The sequence below is a fragment of the Microvirga sp. P5_D2 genome (genome assembly GCF_054049475.1).
In genome coordinates this window covers 19332-37122 of the sequence record NZ_JBFUMH010000043.1, presented here as the reverse complement: position 1 = coordinate 37122, position 17791 = coordinate 19332, and the positions used below count along the sequence as shown (strand labels likewise).

The 17791-nt window shown below is 55.8% G+C and carries 12 protein-coding genes; 3 read left to right on the top strand and 9 right to left on the bottom strand.

Annotation, left to right across the window (positions count from 1 at the left end; genetic code table 11):
* Together ACXJKO_RS13645 and ACXJKO_RS13640 are read left to right on the top strand one after the other, a co-directional pair.
* On the top strand, positions 1-1256 hold a 1256-nt coding region (locus ACXJKO_RS13645; RefSeq protein WP_457091630.1), incomplete at its 5' end, for an HlyD family type I secretion periplasmic adaptor subunit.
* A gap of 452 nt (positions 1257-1708) precedes the next feature.
* Positions 1709-2923 carry a M10 family metallopeptidase C-terminal domain-containing protein gene (locus ACXJKO_RS13640; RefSeq protein ID WP_457091629.1) on the top strand — a complete coding sequence of 405 codons (1215 nt, stop codon included), beginning with the start codon at positions 1709-1711 and terminating at the stop codon, positions 2921-2923.
* Between the two features lie 166 nt (positions 2924-3089).
* Here the strand turns inward: ACXJKO_RS13640 and ACXJKO_RS13635 are convergent, their stop codons facing one another.
* The 6 genes from ACXJKO_RS13635 to ACXJKO_RS13610 all read right to left on the bottom strand — a co-directional run bounded on the left by ACXJKO_RS13635 (position 3090) and on the right by ACXJKO_RS13610 (position 12726).
* Positions 3090-4457 (bottom strand): sugar-transfer associated ATP-grasp domain-containing protein, encoded by a 1368-nt coding sequence (locus ACXJKO_RS13635; RefSeq protein ID WP_457091628.1) that lies wholly within the window; start codon positions 4455-4457, stop codon positions 3090-3092.
* A 190-nt stretch (positions 4458-4647) separates the two neighbouring features.
* A complete protein-coding gene (locus ACXJKO_RS13630) occupies positions 4648-6129 on the bottom strand; it encodes a Mur ligase family protein (protein ID WP_457091627.1) in 1482 nt (493 codons plus the stop codon).
* Between the two features lie 115 nt (positions 6130-6244).
* Positions 6245-8599 (bottom strand): CapA family protein, encoded by a 2355-nt coding sequence (locus ACXJKO_RS13625; RefSeq protein ID WP_457091626.1) that lies wholly within the window; start codon positions 8597-8599, stop codon positions 6245-6247.
* Positions 8600-8840: 241 nt separating this feature from the next.
* On the bottom strand, positions 8841-9482 hold the full coding sequence (locus tag ACXJKO_RS13620; RefSeq protein WP_457091625.1) for a hypothetical protein: 642 nt from the start codon (positions 9480-9482) through the stop codon (positions 8841-8843).
* A 376-nt stretch (positions 9483-9858) separates the two neighbouring features.
* Positions 9859-10770 (bottom strand): alpha/beta hydrolase, encoded by a 912-nt coding sequence (locus ACXJKO_RS13615; protein WP_457091624.1) that lies wholly within the window; start codon positions 10768-10770, stop codon positions 9859-9861.
* A gap of 201 nt (positions 10771-10971) precedes the next feature.
* Positions 10972-12726, bottom strand: coding sequence for a transposase (locus ACXJKO_RS13610; protein WP_457091623.1), 1755 nt, complete (start codon positions 12724-12726; stop codon positions 10972-10974).
* 845 nt (positions 12727-13571) lie between these two features.
* Between ACXJKO_RS13610 and ACXJKO_RS13605 the strand changes: the two genes are divergently transcribed.
* Positions 13572-13841: a hypothetical protein gene (locus tag ACXJKO_RS13605; protein ID WP_457091622.1), complete on the top strand. Its 270-nt coding sequence runs from the start codon at positions 13572-13574 to the stop codon at positions 13839-13841.
* A 52-nt stretch (positions 13842-13893) separates the two neighbouring features.
* Here ACXJKO_RS13605 and ACXJKO_RS13600 read toward each other — a convergent pair whose 3' ends face one another.
* The 3 genes from ACXJKO_RS13600 to ACXJKO_RS13590 all read right to left on the bottom strand — a co-directional run bounded on the left by ACXJKO_RS13600 (position 13894) and on the right by ACXJKO_RS13590 (position 17650).
* Entirely contained in the window at positions 13894-15054 is a 1161-nt protein-coding gene (locus ACXJKO_RS13600) for a cystathionine gamma-synthase (RefSeq protein ID WP_457091621.1), read from the bottom strand.
* Complete coding sequence (locus ACXJKO_RS13595) at positions 15051-16427, bottom strand: pyridoxal-phosphate dependent enzyme (RefSeq protein ID WP_457091620.1); 1377 nt, start codon at positions 16425-16427, stop codon at positions 15051-15053. Before ACXJKO_RS13595 ends, ACXJKO_RS13600 begins: the two co-directional genes overlap by 4 nt.
* Before the next feature lie 149 nt (positions 16428-16576).
* Positions 16577-17650, bottom strand: a complete 1074-nt coding sequence (locus ACXJKO_RS13590; RefSeq protein WP_457091619.1) for an LLM class flavin-dependent oxidoreductase — start codon at positions 17648-17650, stop codon at positions 16577-16579.
* Between the last annotated feature and the right edge of the window lie 141 nt (positions 17651-17791).

Genomic DNA, 17791 nt, shown 5'->3' with positions numbered 1-17791 from the left:
TCACAGGCACTTCCATTATTGCGGGATTGGTCGGGCTTCTAGCAGCCTGGCTTTATCTTGCTCCGATTGATAGCGCTGTGATCGCGACGGGAATCGTTGCCGTCGATACGAACACCAAGACCGTGCAGCACCTAGAAGGTGGGATCGTCGAGAACATTCTTGTGCGTGAAGGTCAGCATGTTCAGGCTGGCGATATTTTAATCAAGCTGCAAAGTACGCTGCCGACATCGACTTTGAATGAAGTCCGATCGCAGTACTATGKGGCCCGAGCGGCTCAGGCTCGATTGACGGCTGAGCGCGACGGTCTTGAGGAGATAGCCCTCCCAACTGATCTCGATTCGAAGATGACGGAACCCGCGGTTCGCGATGCTGTTCTCGGTCAGAAGAGCATCTTTGAAAGCCGTCGGGCGCTCATTCAGCAGCGGCTTTCCATCCTAGAGCGCACAGTTTCGGGCTTGGTGATTGAGATAACCGGATTGGAGGGGCAGATCACGGCCTCGAAAAAGAAACTCTCGTTGATCGATGAGGAGTTGGTTGCCGCTCAAAGCCTTTTGGAAAAGGGGCTCACTAACAAACCGCGCGTTCTGGCTCTGCAACGCGAGAGAGCCGAGATCGACGGAGCAATCGGGAGCTACCGAGCATCGGTCGGCGTCGCTCGTCAGCGTATCGAGGAGGCGCTTCTGCGAAGTGCAGAATTGAAAGCAGCCTCAGCGACCGAAGTGGTCAAAGGGCTCGAGGAGGCGACATCGACCGCTTACGAGATGTCCCAGAAATTGTCGGCTGCAGAGGATATCTTGCGTCGGACGGAAATCCGTTCACCCATTGATGGAACCGTCGTTGGTATCAAGGTTCACACCCAAGGCGGTGTTGTAACGGCCGGACAACCACTTCTTGATGTTGTACCGAGTAACGACAAACTGATCATTCAGGCATCAATCGATGCTTTGGATATCGATCAGGTCAGGCCTGGTCTTCCGGCCAATATCGGGCTGTGGGCTGTCAATCGTCGCAGCCGCACAGCTATCGAAGGATATCTTCATACAATCTCGGCAGATCGTTTCGTCGATCCCAAGACGGGCTTCTCGTATTACCAGGCCCGCGTCGAACTAAGTTCAGATTCGCCTGGGCTCAAGACTGTGACGCTGCAGCCTGGGATGAGTGCCGATGTGGCGATCCGCACAGGGTCTCGAACCCCCTGGGAATATTTTATCACGCCGATCTCGCGCAGCATAAGTAGGGGTCTGGTCCGAGAATAGTTTCAGCGCTGAAGGCTTCAGGCGCGCCTATTCCTCGCGTTCCCATCTGATATTTCCAGCAGAGAGAAGCCGTTTCGATCTGGCCTGCTAATTTGCGCGAAGCTCCTAGGAATTATAGTAATTTATAGGAGCAAGATCTTTTAATATTGAAGATTTGCGAGAAATTGGCAAAACAAATTCAGGTTGAGAATTTAATTTGTCTCTTTGGAGGTATCTCAAAATCCCCTGACGCCACGATTTGGCCTTATTCAGAGGTAAAAAGCCTTTCGAGCGGCTCGAGCTTTTAGCTTCAGCAGCTGAATACTGCAAGGCGGTTCCACTCGTCGTTGCCGATTTTTAACTGAGTATTTTTGCGTAACCTAAGACTTACTTACCAAGTTAATTTTCTTAATTTTCAAGCATCGCTCAAAAGTCTCGCAACAAGAGGCTGAGCGTTATTTGGGGCAAAAATCATGGCACTGAATGTAACTGCTGCTCCCGTGGGCAAGCAGACCCAAACTGTCAACTTCGGCGGTACGTCGCTCGACGTCTTCACCTATCGTCCTTCCGGCGAAATCAAAGGCGTTATGCTCAACTTCCATGGCAGCAGCCGTGGCGCGAGCGGCGCCCGTGATGCGGCTATCAAGATCGCTGAAGAGAAGGGCTATTATGTCGTCGCTCCTCTCTTCGACGAAGCTCGATTCGACAGCGACGCATATCAGCGTGGCGGGATCCTCGATGCTGGAAAGTTCGTCTCGAACTCAGACGATTGGACCGTTTCCATCGTCAATGACATCGCTGAGTGGGCGAACGCTAAAGTCGGCACCGACAACAGCGATGACATGGTCCTGTTCGGCCACTCGGCCGGCGGCCAGTTCCTCAGCCGCATCGCAGCGTATGGAGACGACAGCACCTTCGACAAGATGATCGTTGCCAATCCCTCAACCTATGTCTGGCCGAGCCTCACCGAAAAGGCCACTTATGGCTTTGGCGGCGGATATTTCTCGGCATCCCAATCCGAGGCCATGCTCAAGGATTATCTCGCTGATCCGATCACGATCTATCTTGGTGCGGAAGACGACAACACGGACGACGCCGACCTGTCGACCAGCGCTTCTGCCATGCGTCAGGGTGACAACCGCCTCGAGCGAGGTCTGAATGCCTATGAAGCTGCCAAGAATATGGCCGCGTCCAAGGGCTGGGAGTTCAACTGGGAGCTCGTGAAGGCTCCCGGCGTCGGTCACACGGCCGGCGGCATGCTCCAGTCCACGGCTTTGCGTGACGCCATCAAGATCACGGAGCAGGCGCCAGGTTCGGACCCGTCGCCCACTCCGACTCCTACTCCGACTCCTACTCCGACCCCGGTTCCGACGGGAAAGACCTTCGACTTCAACACCGTGTCGGAGGCCAACAAGGCCAACACTGTCACGGATTATGTCAAGGGCGATAAGTTCGACTTCTCGACGATCGACGCCGATACCCTCAAGTCCGGGAACCAGACTTTCAAGTTCCTCGGTGAATCAGCTTCTACGGCTTTCACCACGGGCGGCGCCGAGATCCGTATCCGTAAGGATGCTGCGCTCAATGAAACGCACATCTATGGCAACACGGATCACGACACCGGCTATGAGTTCCGGCTCGAGATCAAGGGTCTTCACAACTTCACTGCTGCCGACTTCATTCTCTAAGCAGCCGTGACGAGTTCGACGGCGAACATGTTCGTCGCGATCATGAACAGACCCAGGCTCTAAGCCTATGAATTGCTGAACAAAGGCGGCTCCGGTCAACACCGGAGCCGCCTTTGTTCGTGTAAGCGAAAGGCGAATCGGCTCACTAGCGATCGATGCTAGCCGATCAGGTTACTGCCTCAACGCTGCCAGTGGGGGCTTCTTCGCGAGACCGCACTTTGACTTTAGAGGAGTTTTTTAAAGCTGGCCCGGATGCGCCGCTCTTAGCCTGATGAATAGGTATGACGCGAACGATCTCGATCTCGGACACGTCTGCATTGCGTGGACCATCTGCCGCTGCCAGGATTGTGAATTCGAGCGAGCGCAAGGGGCCTGTGAGTGTGATCTCGACATCTCCGTTCGCTCGATTCCTTGCTTGTCCGTACAGGCCTTTTTCCTCCGCGAGGCTTTCGGCCCATTTTCGATAGCCGACGCCTTGAACCTTGCCTCTGACCCGGAAGACAACGGTAGCAAGACTATCTCGCTTGTTGTGCGACAGGTTGGTGGGAAAACCCGTTCCTGAAAGTTTGCAATCCCGAAGGAAGAGCAGCCAAAGCCGTTCTTTTACCTCTGGGTCGACCAGCGAATGTAGCGCCGCTCCCCAGCGCAAATTGCCCTCCATAATGCAAGGGCCGGCATCGGTCATCGCGACATCCCAACCGATCGTCATGGGGCCACCGAGAGCTTTATGTGCCAATTTGCAGGTCGCAAAAATCTCGTCGAGACGATTCAACTTATAGCCGGGCAAAAGCACATTGCTGACGGGATGCCTTTCGAAAACCTGTACCGCCCAGCCGTCATCGTCATCGGTGAGACCGGGGCCGAGCAGGCAATGGGTTTTCAGATCGACGCCGCAATAAATTCCATCATTGTCGACAACTGAACGGCCGTCGCCCATGCGCAGGCTGACGGCCGCCACCTCCGGCTCTCCGGATGGCCTAAGAAAGGTAAGGCAGCGCACGGTATTGAGCGACGACGGGGAGAAGACGGCATAATCGTCGGATTGAACGACAATCTCCTGTACCAGGAAGCCCTTGTCGTCCTTGAGATGGTCCAGAAGGGCGGTCTCGCTCATCGAATCGATAGAGCCGTCAGCCTTAATGACGGTGCCCTGGTTGAGCATGAGCGCACCGCGTCCGCCACTTCCCGAGCGACGTTTGATAAACCAGGTGCCGCTGTTCAGCAGGGGAATCAACGCACTTGTAGGGATCCGCTGTCCTGAAGAGTTGAAGGCGATATCGTTGGAGACGATCCATCGCGAAACAGGCGTGCTGATGCCGATGCCAGCCAGGAATGAGGAAAAAAGCAGCTTATCATCGAAGATGCGGCGTGTGGCATTCGGTCCGATGTTGTAAAATTTGTTATGGTCACGGAAAAAGTTGATCAGCTTGCTGGACGTCATGTTTCGGCCGACCTGCCGATACGACGGAAACCATGCGTCCATGAGGCGTAAGGCTTCCGCCTCTACAACTCGGAAATCGGTGACTTGCTCCATTTGCGGACCTGTTGTGAACGGTTGAGCCAGAATAAAATCATATATCCTCGCGAACGACGCTTGCTAGAGCGTGTGACGTTACCAAATACGGATTACCGTGTCCCGGCATGAGGACGACGCCGCCGAAACGCCTGCAAGCTCGCGTATTTTAGGGCCCATATTGAAGCGCTGAATCGCATAGTTGGAAAAATCAAGCATTGATGGCCGCATATTCAGCGCTGCGGTTTCTCAGATGCTTCTGAAGGGAATCGCCTARTTCCCGCATCTCTGTGCCGCGGTGAGAACCCTTCAGGAAAATCAGTGTTTGGTCTGTGATATTTTTTCTGATCAGCTTCAGAGCCTGTTTTGCGTCGCTCGCTCTCAAGACATCTACATTCAACGATCTTAGCTCGCGCTCAAGTGGATCGAGGCCATCTGCGAAGAGAATGATGGTCTTCGGTTCGCACCGTTTCAGCTCACGAGAAAGCGTTTCGTAAACGTGCTTTTCCCAGCCTTCAATATGAACGATCTTTCCGATCACGAAGATCTGGTTTCTGAAACCGCGTGAGACTCGGCTCAAGTAGTTCAATGCACTTGAGAATGACACAAGGGTCGCGTTGTGGCAGTCGTTCAGGAGGTGAACTCTCTTGTCGTCTATCGTGTACTTCTTCACTTCCATTTTGCGTTTTGTGAGCGTGATCTCAGAAACTTTCTCCACCAGTTTTCTTGGATCCGCGCCAAGATCGATCGCACATTGCAATGCAAGGGCCAGGTTGCTTAACTGGCCTGATCCGATGATGTTCGTTGATACTTCCGCAGTATAATCAAGGAATGAAATACGCAGATGCGTTTTGCCGAGCTCCTCGCCAACGATCTCAACAGATACGCTGCTTTCGTCGGGGGCTCCAACAATACGTCGTTTATGATCTCCTGCCGCTGCGATCAAAGTCTCAATTTCCTGTACCGCCGAGCTAAAATAAGCGCAGCCATCGGCAGGAAGAGATGAAAACAGCATCGACTTGATTTCGGCGACGTATTTGGCCGTCGGGGTCTTCGATGTGAGATTCACTCCAATAGATGTGATGATCGCATCATGGTGACGAACCATTTCCAATGCGTTGCGCCTGCGCAGGCCATCGATCGCTCCGGCGCTGATTTCGATAACGGCCAGTTCACCCTTGGGTGGAAGGTTAGCGAGAGAAAGGGCGTTCCCTTCAATGGCGTTCCAATTGCCGAAAGAAGCGAATGTGGGTCCTTTCGTCCTGAGAAGGGCAGCAAGGAAGTCGCGCGTCGAACTCTTACCGGCAGTTCCCGTGATGCCGATGATGCGCCCTTCATAGCGGGCGCGCTGGTACGCTGCCAAAGAGAATAGGGCGTCGTATGTTGAGCGGACGACGAGAACCGGAGTATTGGTTGGCATCGTCGGCTTCTGAGACGTGATGACCAGCGTGTTTGAATAATTCTCAATGCGACGTATCAGGTCGTCGGAAGTCATACCTTCTTGATGAGAGCCGACAATGCATTTCTCTGGCCATCCAGCTCCATGCACGTGAAGAACGATGCAATCAGAATCGAGATACTTCGTTGGAAACGTGCATCGTCGATATCCCATGCTATGAGGGATCCCATCGAGCCAGCTTCCGCCGGTGACACGTTGAACTTCTTCCGCAGTCCAGAGGATGGGCTCATTCATGATAGGCTCTTGAGTTCAATAACCTGGATCACTGAAGGGAGGTTGCCATTTAGAGTGTCTCTAAGCCAAGAGCCTGGACCTGCCTCCATAAAACTATTTGGTGTAACAGCCGACATCATTCGACTATTTCATCGCTGATAGACAAGCGGAGGCAATAGTCTTGTCTCTCGATCTTACACTCCAGATTTGGCGACATGGAAAGTAAGCGGTCTATTGTCGCTCTCCCGGATGTGCCGCCAATCACCTTCGGCTGATAATTGAGCCTTGGGTCTCTGTTCTGGACATAGATGGGAAAGACATCCATCTCGATGCCTGATTGATGGAAGCGAAGGCAGGGCAGGATCGACTCGGCCTTGCTGTTCCCAGATCCGAAAGCGAAGTTGCCGACACTGTATAGTATAGGCCGCCCCTTATAGATCTCTATCGGCTGCAGAATGTGAGGGTGATGTCCGATCACTGCGTCGGCACCAAGGTCGATAAAGCGACGTGCTTTCGCGCGGTCCTCCTCCAAGGGAGAGCGTTCGTAAGGGATGCCCCAGTGCACCATCACGACGATGCGATCGACCAAGGGGCGCAGCAATGCCATGTCACGTTGAACGAGATGTGATAGGTCCCGAGCAGAGCCGGGCAGGTCGCCTCGTGCAGCAGTTCTCCCGTTCCAATAATAGCCGAGCAGGCCGATACGGTTTCTCACACCGTCCCAAATTGCTGGAGTATGCGCAGATCCTTCATTGCGCCCGCCGCCATATGCTTGGATATGGTATTTATCCAGTGCGTCGATCGTCTCAATGACGCCGCCGCGACCACAATCCTGAATGTGGTTATTGGCGATCGTCATGGCGTTGAACCCACCGCGATTTATAACGGAAACCAGTTTTGGATTGACCTGGTATGAGAAGTTTCTGGTTGTCTCCAGCTTCTCGGATTCCTTGGAGAATGGTCCTTCGAGGTTCCCTGTCACGACGGACGAACCGGCGAGGATCGGCTTTACCCATGCGAAGGGATAATCCTCCCCGAATTTTCGAATTCGGTGCCGCATCCGCATTCCCGGCATCACATCGCCGACCGCTGAGACATCATAAGGTGATGATGACTTGGCGATGTGGCGCGCAAGTTCGTCGGGATCTACAAAATCACCATCTTCCGGGATGATGGCATCTTCGAACTGGCTTCTAATTCTGGTGATATGGAACTCGACCTCCGCTGAGACCGATTCAGGAATGGCCTCATCAGGAATCGCTGGCGCGATCAGCTGGTCGAGAATGGAGGGTTCGAATTTCAACCCGCGGCTTTTTAAAACTTCGAGCACGAGCTGTTCGCAGCGGAAATCGAATTTCTCGCGAGCGGCATGAACCAGGCAAGAGGCAAAGTTCTCGGCCGATGACCGGATATGCCGGGTTTGCGCAGCATCCGGCTTGAAGGGATGATTCGTAAGCCGGCCCAGATTATAGAGAGCCGAGATGATCAATTTCAGACAGTCGATGCCATCGGCGGAGAGCTTTTTGTGAAGGTCCCAAAGACAGCCCGACAAAACACGTGTGGCGAATGCGTCTGAACGCGTCATAAACGCATCGACATCGCTCATATGGAGGTTGTGCGCTAAGCTTTCTGCATCGGAATATTCAGGGCCATAATGCTGATGCCAGCACCAGATATGGGGAGTGGAAAGCATCGATGCCGCCAGGTACGAGGTTAGTGCAGCTTCGAGAGCCCCACCTCGGCTCGGTTCCGTGTGCGGTGCGGAGAGGGCATCAGCATGAATGTCTGCGATGTGGCGCACAACATGGCGGCCATATCCCTGGTATATGAACCCGGCGATATGGGCAGGATTGCACAAGTACGTGCCGCCGGAAATGCGGGACAGCCAGCCTTTGTCCGTCCAGGTGGATCCCGGTCCGAACAGCAGCTCTCCATAGCGGGGGATCAACATTCCGCTCGGATCATCAAGGCCTTTTACCGGGTAGCGGTAAGCAACGCCCGAAACAGGTTTCGGAGAATTTGTGCCAGCTTTGCCGGGGCGACTTTTTTTCGATTTATTCTGTGCAGGCTCATGCGCGTTGACGATGGCCTGGATTTTCGGAAGAGCCTTCTCACCAAGCTGAAGTAGGACGTTATCTATCCGCTCAGCCATGAGAGAAATGTGATAGTAAGCATTCACCTCTGCGAAGCGGGAGGCCGACAAGCGTTCTTCTACGCCGCCAACAAGTCCGCCGGCACATGGCTCGAACATATAGTCGACGAATTCTCCCGGCTCCGTTTGTTCGGCTCTTGACGACGTCCGCTCGAAATCGGGCGCTGTCCCATCGCCGACATCATGGAAATTGAAAACGTCGACGTAGCGACCGCGTAGTCCGACCTGCTGCTTCGCCGGAGGGCGCAAATGAGGTAACTCGATGGGAGCTGCCCGCAGCTTCCCGCCCGTGAATTCCGTACCAGAGGCTTCCCAGATATAAACGAGGCCCGTCGTCATGGTATGCTCTCAATGGTATTCGCTACATGAATTGCCCTGCTGTAGATCCAACTCAAGCTCTACAAATACTTAGAAAGGCACTTTCAAAGATAACCACAGGAGGGCTGCAAAATCTCAGACTAAATCGGGGTAAGCATCCACTTCATGCTGAAGTCAATTAGGCTTCGAGGCGGCAGATTTTGAGAAAGTGCAGTGCACAACCCTGATGCATATGCAGCATAGGCCGAGAGAAGACACGCGTTCATTCTACCGGGAGTGATTTTCTGGCTGTAGACGGCAAAACGAAGGGGAGGGCCTTCATACTCGGTTCCGTAGCTTTCTCCGACGTGCTTCTGGATATTTCTTCATCGAGCCGAGACGATAGCGTCGACACCGCATTTTCAAGAGATTGCTGGGATGCCTGTATAGCGTCGACAGCTCTTCGTATACGGAAGAATCCTTTACGTATCCGGGCGAATGATTCCTGGGCTTCATGGAAGGCTAGGCGTGCTTCCTCCGTCCCATGATCAAAAATGTTGGCCCGCTCTTGGATTCTCGCAAAGGATTCCGTCAGCATCTCCTCCATATGGTTCAGGCGACCCTGAATATCGGTAAGGGCTATTGCATAACGGCGCTGGTTCACGACCATGCACGCGACGAGAAAAGTCGCCCCGAACGCCAAAATCGTAAGCGGTTGAGCCGTTGCAGCACTATGTGGGGCGCTGAGAAGGACACATGTGATGCTGAGGGTGGCGGTTAGTGAAATGATGAAAGGGCTGCGGGTCAAAATCGAAATAAGCGTAGGCGAGATGACGGCCAAGACAGCCAACCAGAATGGGATGTCGGCGAAGAATTGCGTGGCGCCCTGAAGAATGCCCTGGATCTCAAGCAGGAGCTCCGACATGCATCACCTTTATATGTTCAATCGTTGGTCTGCTTCAACTCACATCAGTTTGCTGGGCATAGCGGGGAATTTCCACTGCGCTGGTGATGTAGTCCGAAGCGATTAATACTCGTGTTAGAGTGAGCAATACCTAGCCTGAAACCGCCCAGCGGATTGTATGATCAGTTGCAGAAGCCTGTAGGTGATGCCCAACGCACTGGAATTTTAAATTCGCACCGGCGAGGTGGTAATGAGTTCAGCGCTGAGAGAGCGCTTTTCCTAGCGGGCCTTGCTTTAATTCGCTATGGGCGCGGGCGGATGCAGCAGGGTCTCTCAGCTCGATGTTTTCTCACCGCTCACGTTATGAGATTCATTCTTTTCAAGTTTTCCCTGCCGATTAGTTTGCCATCTCCGGCTCCTTAAGGGCAAAGACCTCTATCATCTTGTCGGTCCCAAGCATGCCACGCGCGGTGTGCCCGACGCCCGGAGCTCTTACCAGGCTCCAACGGAAGTCCCAGCCTTTCGCCTGCGCAAGCGATTTTGCTGATTCAAATGTCAGTTCGCCGCGCTCCAGACGGTTCTCTCCTTGCCGCATCGCCGATGAAGTCTGAGCGAGGTCTTCGTCACCGGTATCGTCCTCGCCCAGGTAGATCGTGATCGGAAGCTCAAGGTAGGCTTTCAACCGCTTCTCTCCTTCCACTGGGTCGTACATCCCGCCCAATCCGTAGGGCACGGGTTCCTTTGTCGTGGGCAGCACGTAGGTGGATGGGTTGGCAATCACGATTCGCGATGCATCGAGCGGAGGCTGAAAGGCCGCGACACGCGACAGGAACTGGGCGCCAGCTGAATGACCGAACAAGTAGTAAGGCGCATTGGGGAGGCTCTCGGATTGCTTCGCCCAGGCGATGAGATCGGAGACTATCGATGTGGTCCACTGCTCGCGGGGCAGCAGCTGTTGATCGTACACGATGCCGCCTCTCTGATAACGCCAGCTTGGGAACCGGTCCTTATCAAAAAGCGGAGCGAAGACGATCATGCACCTCTCGTCCGCCAGTTTGCGCGCGGAGTTGCGATACGAGGCTGCATTCCGACTAAGGCCGTGAAAAACGAAGAGCAATGACGGGTCAGAGCATCCGGTTGGGTGATAGGTATAGACGGTGATTTGATACCCGCGGAGGTTGGCGACAACCTTGTCGGAATCGCGCTCGCGGGCGTAGCTGACCGCTGCGCTCAAGCCTAGGGCGAGAGTGATCAGTAGGGCTAAATAGGCCAGAACGATACGACCGCGGACAATGCCGATCGCTCTCATGATCCTGTTTCGTGTCGACACTGACGCACCCTCTTGGTGTAGGTTGCTTCGCCCCATTTATTTTCGATCTGGGCGCAGGCGTCTTCGCGCCAGCGGCACGATCATGAGATCCAGTCGTACGTTCTTAACGCGGTGAGCTGCACAGGTTCTCACCTGCGCAGCCTCGGCCTCTCACTCGCATTCCCGGGTGCCGGGCTCTTCCTAGCCCACGCCCGATGTGCCACGGGCACGTCCGATCGGCATTGTTTCGATCCGGACAAATGGGTCCATCTCGTCATGATCGTCGCCGTAGCCCGCCATCACGCCATATTCTTCCTTGATGGAGCGCCTGTTGGAGATCGCCCGTAACTTGCCGGCCATGAGAGGAGAGCTGCTGCGGAGTGCTTGCAGGCCGATCTGCTGGGCTTTCTGTTTCACTTCGATACTCAGATAGGAAACCGTTTCCGAGGAGACCTGAGGCACTCCAAGCCGCTCGAGCAGTCGCTCCAGGTCAAGCGGTGTCGCATCCCATTCGGCGGCCTGGGACACGAGCTGCATCATTTCTTCCGCCGATACGCTGTTGCTGCGAAGGAAGATGGGGTGATACCCGCCCTTTCGAACTCGCGGAACGCTGACTTCGATCCGGCCGACGCCCGTTTCCCAATGCTGTCTTCTGTATCCGTTGCGGCGGTTGACACGGGTCGGGCCGCGCTCTCGTACACCAGCTCCACAAAGGCTCGATATTTCTATCGTCATGACTTTCTCGACGAGAGCCTTCAGCAGTTCACATGCACTGTTCTCACCATCAGCTTTCAACATTGTCGAGGGCGAGGCTTCCTCGTTCACATGTACCTGGATCTTGGCCGGGCCATTGAGCATCACGTCTTCGCCGCGCAGAATCTCGATGTGATGAGGATCGATTTCAGCTCGCGGGGCGGTTCCAGCAGGGTTCATGATCAGAGACGTGATTGCGCCATCCTGGATTTCCCATGGTGTATAAACGGGAAGACCTGTCGAGCGCTGGGTTTCACGCATCATCAAGGGCGATTGCGTCAGGCGGCCGCTGATGGCCAGCACGTTGTGGCCGGCCGCCTTCAGCATATCGACACCGCATTTCGCGCCCATCGAATCATAGGCGGCGAATATGACGCCGACACAATCAGCCCAGAGTCCCTCCGCTTGGATGACGTCCGCGGTTTCAAGGTGTTGCAACCCGTCGGCGACTTCGACAACCGCGACTTCACAGCCTTGCTGTGCTGCGCTGTAGATCAAGCGCTGGGTCGAGGCGACGATGTCGTCGAGGGGGATCAGGTACGTGCTCGCAAGCCCGCCATCCGTGAAATCGAGAACGACATCGGCTCCTGCATCACGCACGATCCAAAGATCGTTTCCGGAGCCGGTTCCGGTGGCTTTGATGGCGGCCACCCGATAGCCCGATCCTTTGAAGCCTCTCACCAGCGACGTCGAGGTGAAGGTTTTGCCGGCGTTCATCGAGGTTCCGAGGGAAAGAATGACCTTGATCGGGTTCGTCGGAGCCGGTGCGTTTACGGCGAAGTTCTTGAGGTTCAAGCGGTTGCCATCGGCATCGGCGATGAGACCGATTGGTGTAATTCGCGTCGACGGAATCATTTTCTCGTTTCGCGTGACTTCGCATGATGCGATGCCGCCGGCGGCGACGAGATCGCAGCTGCTTAAGTCCTCTCCGATCAGCCCTTCATACTGATCAGGTGCATATCGATTTCCAAAGCAGACGACGACTTCGTCTCCAGGGAAGAGATGAGCACGCCGTCCATCGGTCAATTCGATACGCCGTTGTTTGCCCAACTCATCGATACGCGCCAGAACCAAATCGCCAGATGTTGGAGCCGTCGCGGGATCGGTGATTAAGCTTGACATTACTTGGGGAGGTACACGGCGGGTGGTATACGCGCGTTTCGCGCAAGCGATCCGCTTAGAGTCCAGTCTTTCTAGGGCCATTACTAGCCTCCAAAGATGCTTTCCGCCCTGTTTGTTTCGACACTGGCCGTGCCTTCTTGTTCTGCAGTGAGCCTGAATATCGGGCATGTTTCTGTCAACGTGGAAACCAGCTCGCTAAAGTAGTAGCTACGAATATTCTGGTTCTTTCCTACCCACTCAGTAGCAGCCAAATCGGCTCATAAATATTATTCTCTGAATAGATCGGTCCGACTGAGAAAACCGGATCGATATGCTCAAGTTTCTCCTCGCAGAGCTAAATGAGTGTAGCCTCAAGGCCTATAGTCTAGATGAAAAACTGCCCTTCCTCGGCGCCGCTATAGAGTACGCGACCGGCACGGCGTCGGCGCCTTCGATATTATAAGAGGAGAACGTTTTTCCTCCCGCCTTCAGCTTAGCCGGCATGTGGCGGTGCATTGGGAGGCGTTAAGCCGGAGGAGTATCCTTCTTTGGAGTATGCGCACGCGGCTGGGAGGCCTCGAAGTTCGTTTGTGGGGTATGGACACACGGAACCTTCCAAGTTCGTCAAACCGGATCCTGCCTTCGTGTGTCAGAGGGACATGGAGGCCTGTGTCGGAGCCTGTGCATCGCTGCGGCCTGTGCTTAGGTGTAATTGCCGGAACTGATTCCAGTGAGTTGTGATCGGCCTCAAGCACAAGCAATGTGACTGAGCGGTCGCCGGGGAATGCTCTAGGTTGTCAAATCCAGAGGTGCCGCCGCAACGTTGAAACACGAAATGTCGCACGCCTCTGACKATCGAAGATCTTGTCGACGTATGCCGACTCCATCATTCTCGAATGACTGGCCGGGCCAAATAACCATAACCGGTCTGAAGCGGGGCTATTGTGATGGACAATCAGATTAGCGTGCTTGGTCTTTTGAGAAGAGCTCGCGACCTCGTCGATGCCGGGCAGTATGCGGGCATCGTCGAAGCAATCAGCGCCTTGAAAATGGAGGCGAGCGGCCCGAAACGGGACCTGGCTTATTATGCTGTTTTAGAAACGGCGAGTGAAACCAAAGGTGAAACGGGCATATCCGTGTTGGCCGCGGCCAGCAGAGACATGGCCGTCGCCTTGCTCGATGCGACAATCAAGCGGATGACATCGAAATTGCATTAAGCCTGGAAGGCCCAGAGCCAGTCTGGAGCCTTTCATTAAGATGCGGTGGATGTCAGGCCAGGGCGGAACGAAGGTCCTGGATCAGATCGTCGGCATCTTCGATGCCGACGGAGAGCCGCACCAAGCCATCATCGATGCCCAGCTCCGCACGCACCTGGGCTGGTACCGACGCGTGGGTCATGATCGCAGGATGTTCGATCAGGCTCTCGACGCCGCCGAGGCTTTCCGCCAGGGTGAACAGCTGGCAGCGCTCCAGGAAGCGGGTTGCGCCATCAAGGCCTCCTTTGATGCGGGCTGAGATGATGCCGCCGAAACCGCGCATCTGGCGCTTTGCCAGTTCATGCTGAGGATGAGAGGCGAGGCCGGGATAGATGACGCTATCCACCTGCGGATGAGACTCTAGAAACTCGGCGATCTTCAGGGCGGATGTGCAGTGCCGCTCCATGCGAAGCGAAAGGGTTTTCAGCCCACGCAGGGCGAGGAAGCTGTCGAATGGGCCGGAGATCGAGCCGACGGCGTTCTGAAGAAAACCGATCTTCTCCCGCACATCCTGCTTCTGCCCCACCACGACGACACCGCCGACCATGTCCGAGTGGCCGTTCAGGTACTTGGTCGTGGAATGGATGACGATGTCGAAGCCGAATTCCAGCGGGCGCTGCACCCAGGGGCTGGCGAAGGTGTTGTCGGCAACAAGCAGGGTCCCATGGCCGCGCGTTGCGTTCGCAATCGCTTCCAAGTCGGCAAGCTTCAGAAGGGGATTGGTCGGGGTCTCGACCCAGACGAGCCGGGTGTTTGGCCGCAGGGCGGCTTTGACAGCATTGGTATCGCCGAGATCGACATAGGTGATCTCGAGGCCTGCCGATTGCTTGCGCACGCGCTCGAAAAGCCGGCGGGTGCCGCCATAGAGGTCGTCCGAGGCGACGATGTGCGATCCCTGATCCAGCATGTCCAGCACGGTCGCGCTCGCAGCCAGCCCCGAGGAGAATGCGAAAGCCGCCGTGCCGCCTTCGAGATCCGCGATGCAGCGCTCGAAGGCCATGCGGGTTGGATTTTGCGAGCGGGCGTATTCGAAGCCCTTATGCACGCCGGGACTTTCCTGAACGAAGGTGGATGTGGCATAGATCGGCATCATCACCGCGCCCGTGGTCGGATCAGGTGCTTGGCCGGCATGAATGCAGCGGGTTGCGAAGGCAAGTTGGTTACGGGCGTTCATTGAGCCTGGATCCGGAAGAAGTTGATGAGATCGATGCGAGTGGCGAGACCGACGAAGGTGTCGCCGTCCATGATCACCGGCACGAGGCCGGCGGCGAAGAGCGGAAGAAGATCCGTGACTGGCGCATCGGCGGAGATCGTTTGCAGACGCGTGACCATCACCTCGCGGACCTGCTTGTTGAAGACCGATTGCGGTTCATGCTCATTCGCGACGAGGGCATTGAGGATGTCGCTCTCATCGATCAAGCCGATGACACGGCCATCCTCGATGACGGGCAATTGGGAAATGTCGGAGGAGCGCATGCGCGCGAAGGCGGATTTCAGCGTCTCGGTGGGCGAAACGAAGATCGTGGCGCCTTCGCCGAAGGGGTTGATGACGACATCGCGCGCGCGGTCGGTGGGCTTGCGGTCGAGCCAACCTTCCTGAGCGATAAAGGCGTCATTGAACACCTTCGACAGATACTTGGCGCCCGTATCGCAGACGAGCGTGACGACGCGCTTGGGCTCGGTCTGCTCGCGGCAGTAGCGTAGAGCTGCGGCCAGCAGCGTACCGGAGGAGGAGCCGGCAAGGATGCCTTCCTTGCGAAGAAGATCGCGAGCGGTCGCGAAGCTTTCCTTGTCACTGACGGAATAAGCCTTCTTCACGAGCGAGAGATCACAGTTCGGAGGCACGAAATCCTCGCCGATGCCTTCGACGGCCCAGGAGCCGGCCTCCGTCATCTGTCCCGTCTCGACAAGGGGCGCGAGAATGGAGCCTGCCGGATCGGCAAGGATCATCTCGGTCTTGGGGGACGCCTTTTTAAGATAGCGCCCGATCCCGCTGAGGGTGCCACCGGAGCCTACACCGACGACGACAGCATCGAGGTCGCTATCCATCTGCTCAAGGATTTCCGGGCCCGTGCTCGCCTCATGGGCCGCGGGGTTGGCCGGATTCTCGAACTGGTTGATGTAGACCGCCCCAGGCGTCTTGCGCGTGATCTCTAGTGCCAGGTCCTGATAATAGTCGGGGTGTCCCTTGCCCACGTCGGACCGGGTAATCACGACCTCGGCACCTAATGCCTTAGCGTGGAGAACCTTCTCCCTGGACATCTTGTCAGGCACCACGAGAAGCGTGCGGTATCCCTTGCTGGCGCCGACGAGAGCAAGGCCAACACCGGTGTTTCCGGCGGTTGCCTCCACGATCGTCCCACCGGGCTTCAGACTGCCATTCGCCTCGGCCGCTTCGATCATGGCGCGGGCAGGGCGGTCCTTGATGGAGCCGCTGGGGTTGGCGCTTTCAAGCTTCAGGAAAAGGCGGCACGGACCGACATTCAGGCTCGTCACCTCGACGAGAGGCGTTCTACCGATCAGATCCAAAGCACCACGTGCAGCCATTTCACGTTTCCTTATGTGAAATTATTCTATTGCTGCTATATATATGTGAAAATTGTTCCTGCCTATACCGGCCTCAGAAGAATCTTAAATGCGCGCCGCTAGTAGCAATTGTTCAATGCGGGAAGTCTTCAATCGATCCCCTCATCTGACTATCGAGGCTCTGCCGGATGTGCCGCATCGCCAGCTTTACGATCGGCGATTTCCTTGCGAATGACTGGCGCAACCTTCGTTCCGAACAACTCGATGCTGCGCATGATTTGAGCGTGCGGCATGGTGCCAACGCTGAACTGGGCAAGGTAGCGGTCATGGCTGAAGATCTCGTACTGGAAGAGGATCTTGTCGATCACTTCCTGGGGATCACCGACCGCAAGGGCGCCACGCGGAGAGCGAAGCGCATCGAAATGCTCGCGGGTCGTCGGACCCCAGCCGCGCTCGCGACCGAGCTTCGACATGACCTGCGCATAAGGTGGAAAGAACTCGTCCGCCGCCTGCTGGGAATCGGGAGCCACATAGGCATGAGTATTGATGCCGACCTTGAGGCGGGACGGATCATGCCCCGCGCGACGGCCAGCCTCACGATAAAGAGACACAAGCGGCGCGAAGCGCTCGGGCTCGCCGCCGATGATGGCGACTGCAAGAGGAAGACCGAGCGTCCCAGCCCTCACTACCGATTGAGGTGTTCCACCCACCGCAATCCAAACAGGCAGCGGATTTTGCACCGACCGGGGATAGACGGCCTGGTTCTGCAAAGCAGGCCTGTGGTGGCCTGACCAAGTGACGCGTTCCTCGTCCCTGATCTTCAACAGCAGATCGAGCTTCTCGGCAAACAGGGTGTCATAATCATCGAGGTCGTATCCGAAGAGTGGAAATGACTCGATGAATGACCCGCGCCCCGCCATGATTTCCGCTCGTCCATTGGACAGGAGATCGACGGTCGCGAAGCTCTGGAAGACGCGGACCGGATCGTCGGAGCTGAGGACGGTTACGGCGCTCGTCAGCCGAATGGTCTTGGTACGCTCGGCCGCGGCGGCAAGAACGACCGCCGGCGCGGAGACCACATAATCCAGACGATGGTGCTCGCCAAGCCCGAAGACATCGAGGCCAACCTGATCGGCAAGCTCGATCTCCTCCACCAGATCCCGCAGGCGTTGTGCGGGGCTGACCAAGTGACCTGTTGCAGGATCGGGTGTTCTCTCAGCAAAAGTGTAGACCCCAAGCTCCATAGTACCCTCTTGGCTTCGACCCTTGGCTCAACCTCGTTTTCCACCGGAGGATGGATCCGCTTTCTCGAAAATTATCACGAACCGACTGGGCATTCAGTCCTCGCCATATATCTTATCCTATCAAGTTGATAATCCAGATGG

Excerpts from the sequence above, each read along its gene's own strand:
- ACXJKO_RS13620 (WP_457091625.1), bottom strand. The coding sequence starts at position 9,482 with ATGTCGGAGCTCCTGCTTGAGATCCAGGGCATTCTTCAGGGCGCCACG.
- ACXJKO_RS13610 (WP_457091623.1), bottom strand. The coding sequence starts at position 12,726 with ATGGCCCTAGAAAGACTGGACTCTAAGCGGATCGCTTGCGCGAAACGC.
- ACXJKO_RS13600 (WP_457091621.1), bottom strand. The coding sequence starts at position 15,054 with ATGAACGCCCGTAACCAACTTGCCTTCGCAACCCGCTGCATTCATGCC.
- ACXJKO_RS13635 (WP_457091628.1), bottom strand. The coding sequence starts at position 4,457 with ATGGAGCAAGTCACCGATTTCCGAGTTGTAGAGGCGGAAGCCTTACGC.
- ACXJKO_RS13590 (WP_457091619.1), bottom strand. The coding sequence starts at position 17,650 with ATGGAGCTTGGGGTCTACACTTTTGCTGAGAGAACACCCGATCCTGCA.
- ACXJKO_RS13615 (WP_457091624.1), bottom strand. The coding sequence starts at position 10,770 with ATGAGAGCGATCGGCATTGTCCGCGGTCGTATCGTTCTGGCCTATTTA.
- ACXJKO_RS13625 (WP_457091626.1), bottom strand. The coding sequence starts at position 8,599 with ATGACGACGGGCCTCGTTTATATCTGGGAAGCCTCTGGTACGGAATTC.
- ACXJKO_RS13605 (WP_457091622.1), top strand. The coding sequence starts at position 13,572 with ATGGACAATCAGATTAGCGTGCTTGGTCTTTTGAGAAGAGCTCGCGAC.
- ACXJKO_RS13595 (WP_457091620.1), bottom strand. The coding sequence starts at position 16,427 with ATGGCTGCACGTGGTGCTTTGGATCTGATCGGTAGAACGCCTCTCGTC.
- ACXJKO_RS13640 (WP_457091629.1), top strand. The coding sequence starts at position 1,709 with ATGGCACTGAATGTAACTGCTGCTCCCGTGGGCAAGCAGACCCAAACT.